Annotated in this window: 1 protein-coding gene; it reads right to left on the bottom strand. The window is 70.5% G+C overall.

The window, feature by feature from the left end; translation table 11 throughout:
- On the bottom strand, positions 1–10,338 hold a 10,338-nt coding region (locus tag ACFO60_RS40415), incomplete at both ends, for an SDR family NAD(P)-dependent oxidoreductase (protein ID WP_380852727.1).

Here is a 10,338-nt window from a genome sequence, read left to right as displayed (position 1 = left end):
CGAACCGACCCGGATTCTCCGCCTCCGCCGCACGCACCAACCCCCACACCGGAACCTGCACCACATCCACCAGGTCACCAACCCCGGCGACCACACCACCCCGCGTCACCACCACCAACCGCGAACCAGCGAACCGCTCACCCGCCAACCACTCCCGCACCACCACCAACACCCGATCGAGCGTCGATCGGACCGCGGTCGGGGTGTCGTCATCGGGTGTCTCACATGACAGAACCACGACAGGAGGCACCGCACCGGAGGCAGGAAGGTCCTCCCACCGCGCCCAATCCATACCGCCATCGCTTGAGGAGATCGGCGACCATCCCACCGCGAACAGCGTCCCGCCCGACCCCGAAGCCGCCGGCGTCAACCGACCCGCCGCCACCGGACGCAACACCAACGAGTCCACCGACACCACCGGCGCACCCCCACCATCAGCCACCACCAACGACACATCACCACCCGCACCCACCGACAACCGCACCCGCACCCGCGACGCACCCGCCGCGAACAACACCACACCACCCCACGAGAACGGCAACACCGTCTCCTCAACCCCCGACTCCCCCGCACCCGCAAAACTCAACGCATGCAACACCGCATCCAACAACGCCGGATGCACACCAAACCCCCCAGCATCACCCCACACACCCTCCGGCAACGCCACCTCCGCGAACACCTCACCCCCACGCCGCCACGCAGCACGAAGCCCCTGGAAAGTGGGCCCGTATCCGTACCCCCTGCTGCGCATCAGGTCGTAGGTGCCGTCGACCTCCAGCTCCGTGGCCCCGACCGGTGGCCATTCAGCCAGGTCCAGGGACGGCGCCCTGACCTCGGCCGCGAGCACGCCATCGGCGTGGAGCGTCCATGGCGCGTCGGTGGACGCGCCATCCTCCGCGCGGGAGTAGATGCGCACCGAGCGGCGGCCCGACTCGTCCAGCGCACCCACCACGACCTGGACGGCGACCGCGCCCCGCTCCGGCAGCACCAGCGGCGTCCCGAGGGTGAGCTCCTCCACCACACCGCAGGCCACCTCGTCCGCCGCCCGCACGGCGAGCTCCACGAACCCGGTGCCCGGCAGCAGGGTGACGCCGTTCACGACATGGTCGGCCAGCCACGGATGGGTGGACACCGACAGCCGTCCCGTGAGCACGACGCCGCCGGAGTCCGGCATGGGCACGACCGCTCCGAGGATCGGGTGATCGATCGCCCCGACCCCGATGGCGGCCGCATCCGCCTTCTCACCAAGATCGGTCAGCCAGTAGTCCTGGCGCTGGAAGGCGTAGGTGGGCAGGTCCACCCGGCGGGCACCGGTCCCGGCGAACAACGCCGACCAGTCCACCCCCACACCCACCGCATGCAACTGCCCCACACCCGAAACCAACGACACCGGCTCCATCCGGCCGCGGCGCACCAACGGGACGAACACCGCCTCGCCGTCCTGGGCGACACAGTCAGGCCCCATCCCCGACAAAACCGCATCCGGGCCCACCTCGACGAACCGCGACACACCCTTCGCCTCAAGAGTCCGCACCGCGTCGGCGAACCGGACCGGCTCACGCACATGCCGCACCCAATACCCCGGCAAGTCCAAACCCTCGGCCACCTCACCGGTCAACGCCGACACCACCGGAACACGCGGCGCGCTGAACGACAGCCCCTCCACCACCGAGCCGAACTCCGCCAGCATCGGATCCATCAACGGCGAATGAAACGCATGCGACACCCGAAGCCGCCGCACCTTACGCCCGGACGCCTCAAACTCCCCAGCGACCTCCAACACCGCCAGCTCATCCCCCGACACCACCACCGACGCGGGACCGTTCACCGCCGCGATACCCACAAGCGCAGACCCCGCCGCACCCCCGGACCGCGCCTGCAACGCCTCCAGCGCCGCCGCGACCTCCTCCTCGCCGGCGCCGATCGCCACCATCGCCCCACCCGATGGCAGGGCCTGCATCAACGTGCCACGCGCCGCCACCAGGGCCGCCGCATCCGCCAGCGACAACACCCCCGCCACATGCGCCGCGGCGATCTCACCGATCGAATGACCGGCGACGAAGTCCGGACGAACTCCCCAGGACTCCACCAACCGGAACAACGCCACCTCAAAAGCGAACAACCCCGCCTGAGCGAACACCGTCCGATCCAGCACCGCAGCATCGGAACCCCACAGCACATCCCGCAGCGAACCAGCCGCTTCACCGGTCAGACGGCCGCCCTTTTGCTCGTCCGCCCTGTCGCCCACGAGCCCGTCCAGCTGCGGGGCCAGGTGCTTGTCCAGCTCGGCCACCGCCGCGTCGAACGCCTCGGCGAACACCGGGAAACCCGCGTGCAACTCCCGGCCCATACCCAGCCGCTGCGCACCCTGACCGGTGAACATCAACGCCGTCGCGCCCTGGCCGCTGCGGCCACGCACCACCGCAGCGCCGGCACTTCCCTCAGCAACCGCGGCCAGGCCCCGCACCAACTCATCGCGATCCCGGCCCACCACGACCGCACGATGCTCCAACGCCGCACGCGAAGTCGCCAGCGAGAAACCCACATCAGACAGACCGAGCTCCGGCTTCGACTCCACGAACACCGACAACCGCTCAGCCTGCGCACGCAACGCCGCCACCGACCGGGCCGACAGCACCCACGAGACCACCGGGGAGCCCGAGTCTCCGGCAGCATCGTCGAGTCCAGGACCTTCACCCGCTCCGGCAGTGGTCTCGGCTCCTGCCCCTGCCGCATCGCCCACTCGGGTCCGGGCAGCATCACTCACTCCGGTCCCGGTAGCAGCGCCCGCTCCGGCCCTGGAAGCGGTGCCCGCTCCAGCAGCGACCTGGATCTCGGCCTCCGCGGACACGCCCTCGGGCCCGGCGGCGGTGTCGCCACCCGACAGCCCGGAGTGCCGGCCGGCCTCCTGGGTGACCTCCGCTTCGGGGACCTGCTCGACGATCACGTGCGCGTTGGTGCCGCTGATACCGAACGACGACACCCCCGCCCGCCGCGGATGCCCGTTCTGCGGCCACTCCCGCGCCTCGGTCAGCAACCGCACATCACCCGCCGACCAGTCCACATGCGGCGTCGGCTCATTCACATGCAACGTCTTGGGCATCACCCCGTGGCGCATCGCCTGCACCACCTTGATCACACTCGCCACACCCGCAGCAGCCTGCGTATGACCGATATTCGACTTGATCGACCCCAGCCACAACGGACGATCGCGATCCTGCCCATAGGTCGCCAGCAACGCCTGCGCCTCGATCGGATCACCCAGCGTCGTCCCGGTCCCATGCGCCTCCACCGCGTCCACGTCCGAGGCCGACAGTCCCGCGTTCGCGAGCGCCTGACGGATCACCCGCTGCTGCGACGGACCGTTCGGCGCCGTGAGCCCGTTCGACGCACCGTCCTGGTTCACCGCCGACCCACGCACCACCGCCAGCACCGGATGCCCATTACGCCGCGCGTCCGACAACCGCTCCAGCAACAGCACTCCGACGCCCTCGCCCCAGCCCGTCCCATCGGCGGACGCGGCGAACGACTTGCACCGGCCATCACGCGCCAACCCACGCTGACGGCTGAACTCCACGAACGTCTCCGGCGTCGCCATCACCGCCACCCCACCGGCCAACGCCAGCGAACACTCACCCGACCGCAACGCCTGACTCGCCAGATGGATCGCCACCAACGACGACGAACACGCCGTGTCCACCGTCACCGCCGGCCCCTCAAGACCGAACACATACGACACCCGGCCCGACGCGATGGAGCCCGCACTGCTGCTGGTGACGTAGTCGTGGTACATCATCCCGGCGAAAACACCGGTCGAACTGCCCTTCAACGTCGCCGGATCGATACCCGCCCGCTCGAACGCCTCCCACGAGGTCTCCAGCAAAAGCCGCTGCTGCGGGTCCATGATCAAAGCCTCGTTCGGGCTGATCCCGAAGAACTCCGCGTCGAACTTCCCCGCCTCGTGCAGGAAACCGCCCTCGCGCGCGTATGTCTTGCCCTGCTTCCCCGGCTCAGGGTCGTAGACGCCTTCGACGTCCCAGCCACGGGCCGTCGGGAATCCGGACACCGCGTCGGCCCCGTCGGCAACCAGCTTCCACAGGTCCTCGGGCGAGGACACGCCGCCGGGGTAGCGGCAGGCCATGCCGACGATCACGATGGGCTCGTCGGTCGCCGGGAGCGTCGGACGCGCGGCCACGGTCCGCTCCGCCAGACCTGACATCTCGCCGGTGAGGTACTCGGCCACGGTCTCGGCGCTCGGATAGTCGAACACCAACGTGGCCGGCAGCCGCAGGCCGGTGGCGCCGCTGAGGCCGTTGCGGAACTCGACGGCGGTCAACGAGTCGAAGCCGAGCTCGTTGAACGCCTTGCCGGGTTCGATCGCCTCCGGTCCCGCATGTCCGAGCGTCGTCGCCGCCTGGGACCGCACCAGCTCCAGCACCGTCGCGAATCGCGTCTCCCGTGGCAGGCCCGCCAGACGCTCGGCCCACGTCCCCGCCTGCGGCTTGGCCGTGACCACGCGCCGCGAGGGCCGCACCAGGCGGTGGAAGAGGTGCGGCAGTTCCGCTCCGCTCGCGGCGAGGGTCGCGAGGTCGAGCCGCATCGGGATGAGCATCGGGACGGAGATCGTGCGCGCCGTGTCGAACAGCGCGAGCCCTTGTTCGGCCGAGAGCGGCTGCACGCCGTTACGGTTCATCCGCTGCGTGCCGCCCTCGCCGAGCCCGCCGGCCATGCCGGCGTCATCGTTCCACAGGCCCCAGCCCAACGACTGGGCCGCCAGGCCGTTCGCCCGGCGGTGGACCGCCAAGGCGTCGAGGAAGGCGTTGGCCGCCGAGTAGTTCCCCTGGCCGGCGTTGCCGAACATGCCCGCGGCCGAGGAGAACATGATGAAGGCCGACAGGTCCATTCCCTGGGTCAGCTCGTGCAGGTTCAGGGCCGCGTCGACCTTGGGCCGCAGCACCGTGTCCATCCGATCAGGCGTCAACGAGCCGATCACACCGTCGTCCAGGACGCCGGCGACGTGGACGACGGCCGTCACCGGCCGGCTCGCCAGCAGTCCGGCCACGGCGTCGCGATCGGCGACGTCACAGGCGACCACTTCGACGGCGGCGCCGAGTTCGGCCAGCTCTGCCTGGAGTTCCGTCATGCCGGCGGCCTCGGAGCCGCGCCGGCCGGCCAGCACCAGCCGCCTCACTCCGTGCGTGCCGGCCAGATGGCGGGAGATCAGGCGTCCCAGCATGCCGGTCGCACCCGTCACCAGGACGGAGTCCTCAGAACCGAGGACCGCCACCTGGTCGGCGTCCGCCTCGACCGGCACCCGGGCCAGCCGCGCGGCGTGCACGACGCCGTCACGGATCACGACCTGCGGCTCGCCCAACGCCAGGACGGCCGCCACGTCCACTTGGCCGTCCACATCGGCCAGGACGATGCGGTCCTGGGTCTCCAGTTGGGCCGCGCGCACCAGTCCCCAGACGGCCGCGCCTGCCAGGTCTCGAACGTCCTCACCCGGCAGCGCGACGGCGCCGCTCGTGACCACCACCAGCGCCGAAGAGGAGATCCGCTCGTCCGCCAGCCATGACTGCAGCACTTCAAGGGCGCGATGGGTGGCACCGTGCACCGCCGCGGCGTCGTTTCCGCCCTCGCACTCCAGCACCACCGCGTCGGGGAGCGGCCCGGTGGCGGGCACGGCGTGCCAGCTCTCCGTCGAGACCGGTCCTGCGGGCCTGGCCTGGACGGCGGACCACTCCACCTGGAACAGCGAATCGTGGAACCGCGTCCGTGCGGCCGCCAGGCGCTCCGCGGACACCTCACGGGAGACCAATGACGCCACCGACAGCACGGGCCGGCCGGCCGCGTCCGCCGCATGGATCGCCACGCTGTCGCGCCCGGACGGCACGATGTGCGCCCGAAGCGCCGAGGCCCCGGCGGCGTGAAGCCGTACCCCGTTCCACACGAACGGCAGGACGGTCTCACCGTCTCGGCCGCCGTCCCCGGCGACCAGGCCGGCGTGCAGCACGGAGTCGAACAGCGCGGGGTGCAACCCGAACCGCTCGGCGTCGGCTTGCCCCTCCTGGGGCAGCACGACCTCGGCGAAGATCTCCTCGCCGCGCCGCCATGCGGCCCGCAATCCCTGGAAGAGCGGGCCGTACTCGTAACCTTGGGAAGCCAGCAGGTCGTACGCCCCTTCGACCTCGATCTCGGTCGTACCCGGCGGCGGCCACTCCGCGAGGTCGAAGGTCGGCGCGGCCGAGTTCGGCGCCACCGTCCCTTCGGCGTGCAGCGTCCATGAAGACCCGGGGTCGTCCGCACGCGAATGGATGGCCAGCGAGCGGTGGCCGTCGTTGTCCGCCGCGTCCACGCGGACCTGCACCAGCACGCCCGTCGACTCGCCGATCTGCAGAGGCGACTGCAGCGTGAGCTCCTCCAGCACGCCGCACCCGACCTGGTCGCCCGCGCGGATGGCCAGCTCCACCAGGCCGGTTCCCGGCAGGAGGATCACGCCGTTCACCACATGATCACCCAACCAGGGGTGCGTGCCGACGGAGAGACGCCCGGTCAGCATCACGCCGTCCGACTCCGGCGAGGGGACCACCGCGCCCAGCAGCGGATGCTCGGCCATTTCCAGACCGACCGCGCCCACGTCTCCCGCACCGACTCTGGCGTCGACCCAGTAGCGCTTGTGCTGGAAGGCGTAGGTGGGCAGGTCCACCCGGCGGGCGCCGGTCCCGGCGAACAACGCCGACCAGTCCACCGCCACACCCACCGCATGCAGCTGCCCCACACCCGAAACCACCGACACCGGCTCCACCCGGCCCCGACGCACCAACGGCACGAACACCGCCTCACCGTCCTGCGCGACGCAGTCAGGCCCCATGCCCGACAGCACCGCGTCCGGACCGACCTCGACGAACCGGGTCACACCCTTCGCCTCAAGAGTCCGCACCGCATCAGCGAACCGGACCGGCTCACGCACATGCCGCACCCAGTACTCCGGCGAGTCCAGCCCCTCGGCCACCTCACCGGTCAACGCCGACACCACCGGAATACGCGGCTCGTTCAGCGACAGCCCCTCCACCACCGAGCCGAACTCCGCCAGCATCGGATCCATCAACGGCGAATGGAACGCATGCGACACCCGAAGCCGCCGCACCTTACGCCCCACCGCCTCGAACTCCCCGGCGACCTCCAGCACCGCCCGCTCATCCCCCGACACCACCACCGATGCGGGACCGTTCACCGCCGCTATGCCCACAAGCGCAGGCCCCGCGCCCTCGGCTCGCGCCTGCAACGCCTCCAGCGCCGCCGCGACCTCCTCCTCGCTGGCACCGATCGCCACCATCGCCCCACCCGACGGCAGAGCCTGCATCAACACGCCACGCGCCGCCACCAGGGCCGCCGCGTCAGCAAGCGACAACACCCCGGCCACATGCGCCGCGGCGATCTCACCGATCGAATGCCCCGCGACGAAGTCCGGACGAACTCCCCAGGACTCCACGAGCCGGAACAACGCCACCTCAAAAGCGAACAACCCCGCCTGAGCGAACACCGTCCGATCGAGCGCCGCAGCGTCGGAACCCCACAACACATCGCGCAGCGAACCAGCCGCTTCCTCACTCAGACGGTCACCCAGCAGCCCAGCCACCCGACCCGACGCCTGCTCGGCCGCCTGGTCGTCGACCTGCCCAGCCATCCGGCCGTCCACGAGCCCAGCCGAAGCCAGGTGACGAGCCACATGCGAGGCCAGGTGCTCGTCCAGCTCGGCCACCGCCGCGTCGAACGCCTCAGCGAACACCGGGAAACCCGCGTGCAACTCCCGGCCCATACCCAGCCGCTGCGCACCCTGACCGGTGAACACCAACGCCGTCGCACCCTGGCCACTGCGGCCACGCACCACCGCCGGCCCAGTACTCCCCTCAGCCACCGCCGCCAGACCCCGCACCAACTCGGCACGATCCCGACCCACCACAACCGCGCGATGCTCCAACGCCCGACGCGAAGTCGCCAGCGAGAAACCGACATCGGAGGGAGACAGCTCCGGCTGCGACTCCACGTACGTCAACAGCTGGCGGGCTTGCCCGGCCAGGGCCTGCGCGTTCCGGGCGGACACCGTCCAGGGGACGGCAGGAGGCTCCACCGGCTCGGACTCGGCGGCGGGCTCGGCCGTGTTCTCCTGTTCGATGATCACGTGTGCGTTGGTGCCGCTGATCCCGAACGACGAGATCCCGGCCCGCCGCGGGTGCCCGTTCCGCGGCCACTCCTGGGCCTCGGTCAGCAACTCCACCGCGCCCGCCGACCAGTCCACCTGCCGGCTCGGCTCGTCCACGTGCAGCGTCTTGGGCAGCTGCCCGTGGCGCATCGCCTGCACCATCTTGATCACACCGGCCACACCCGCGGCCGCCTGAGCATGGCCGATGTTGGACTTGATCGACCCCAGCCACAGCGGACGGTCGCGGTCCTGTCCATAGGTCGCCAGCAACGCCTGCGCCTCGATCGGGTCACCCAAGGTCGTCCCGGTTCCATGCGCCTCGACCGCATCGACTCCTGACGCCGACAGTCCCGCATCCGCGAGCGCCTGGCGGATCACCCGCTGCTGCGAAGGACCGTTCGGCGCGGTGAAGCCGTTGCTGGCGCCGTCCTGGTTGACGGCCGTGCCGCGGATGACGGCCAGTACCGTGTGCCCGTTGCGACGGGCGTCGGAGAGCCGCTCCAGCAACACGGTGCCGACGCCTTCGGACCAGCCGGCGCCGTCGGCCGACTGGGAGAACGACTTGCAGCGGCCGTCCCTCGACAGCCCACGTTGCCGGCTGAACTCGATGAACATGTCCGGCGTGGACATCACCGTCACACCACCGGCCACGGCCAGCGAGCACTCGCCCGACCGCAGCGCCCGCACGGCCAGGTGCAGGGCCACCAGCGACGACGAGCACGCGGTGTCCACCGTGATGGACGGTCCTTCCAGGCCGAACACGTAGGACACCCGGCCGGACACCAGGCTGCCGCCGCTCGTGGTGGCCGCTTCGGTGCCGACGCCGTAGTCGTGGTACATGACCCCGGCGAAGACGCCGGTGGGGCTGCCCTTCAACGTGGCCGGGTCGATGCCGGCACGCTCGAACGCCTCCCAGGCGGACTCCAGCAACAGGCGCTGCTGCGGGTCCATGAGCAGCGCCTCGTTCGGGCTGATCCCGAAGAACTCGGCGTCGAAGTGTGCCGCTTCGTACAGGAAGCCGCCCATGTTCACGTATGACTTACCGGGCTTCTCCGCGTCGGGGTCGTACAAGGCGGCCATGTCCCATCCGCGGTCCGACGGGAATTCCGAGACGCCGTCTCTGCCTTGTGCGACGAGCTGCCACAGGTCCTCCGGCGATCGCACGCCGCCCGGGTATCGGCAGGCCATGCTCACGATCGCGATCGGCTCCCCGTCGGACGCCGCTCGCACGTCGACGGGCGCGGCCGCTCCGCTCACCGTTCCCGCCAGCTCGGCCGCTATGTGCTCCGCCACGGCCTGTGACGTCGGATAGTCGAAGATCAATGTGGCGGGGAGCCGCATCCCCGTCATCGCGTTCAGCTCGTTGCGCAACTCGACGGCGCCGAGCGAGTCGAAGCCGAGCTCCTGGAACGCCCTGTCCGGTTCGATGGCGTCCTTCGACGCATGGCCGAGGACGGCCGCGGCGTGACCACGCACCAGGTCGAGCAGGATCTGCCTACGCTCCTGCTCTCCGACGCCGGCCAGCCGTGCCGCCAGTTCCGTGCCGCCCGAAGAGCCACTTCCCGCACGTGCCGCCTTGCGAACCGGCCCGCGCACCATGCCGCGCAGCAGAGCCGGAACCTGGTCGCCCCGGGACCGCAACGCCGTGGCGTCGACCCGCAGCGGCACCACAGCGGCCCTGCCGGACGCGACTCCCGCGTCGAACAGCGCCAGCCCTTCCTCCACCGACAGCGGCGGGAGGCCTTGGCGGCGTAACCGCTCCACCTCTTCCTCCACCAGCGACTGCACCAGCCCTGTCGTGGTCGCCCACAGACCGTAGGCCAGCGCGGTGGCCGGCAGTCCTTGTGAGTGCCGTAGCTGCGCGAGCCCGTCCAGGAACAGGTTCGCGGCCGCGTAGTTGCCCTGTCCGGCGGCCAGCACCAGACCACCCGCCGAAGAGAACAACACGAACGCCGACAACCCCATATCCCGGGTCAACTCATGCAGATGCCACGCCCCATCAGCCTTGGGACCCAACACCCCCGCCACCCGCTCAGCCGTCAACGACCCCACCAAACCGTTATCGGCCACCCCCGCCGCATGCACCACACCCACCAGCGGATACCCCGGATCGATCCCCGCCAGCACCCCCGCCA

This window comes from Sphaerisporangium dianthi, assembly GCF_042654065.1.
Lineage (GTDB): Bacteria > Actinomycetota > Actinomycetes > Streptosporangiales > Streptosporangiaceae > Sphaerisporangium > Sphaerisporangium dianthi.
The sequence above is the reverse complement of the archived record's forward strand: the minus strand, read 5'-3'. Positions and strand labels throughout refer to the sequence as shown.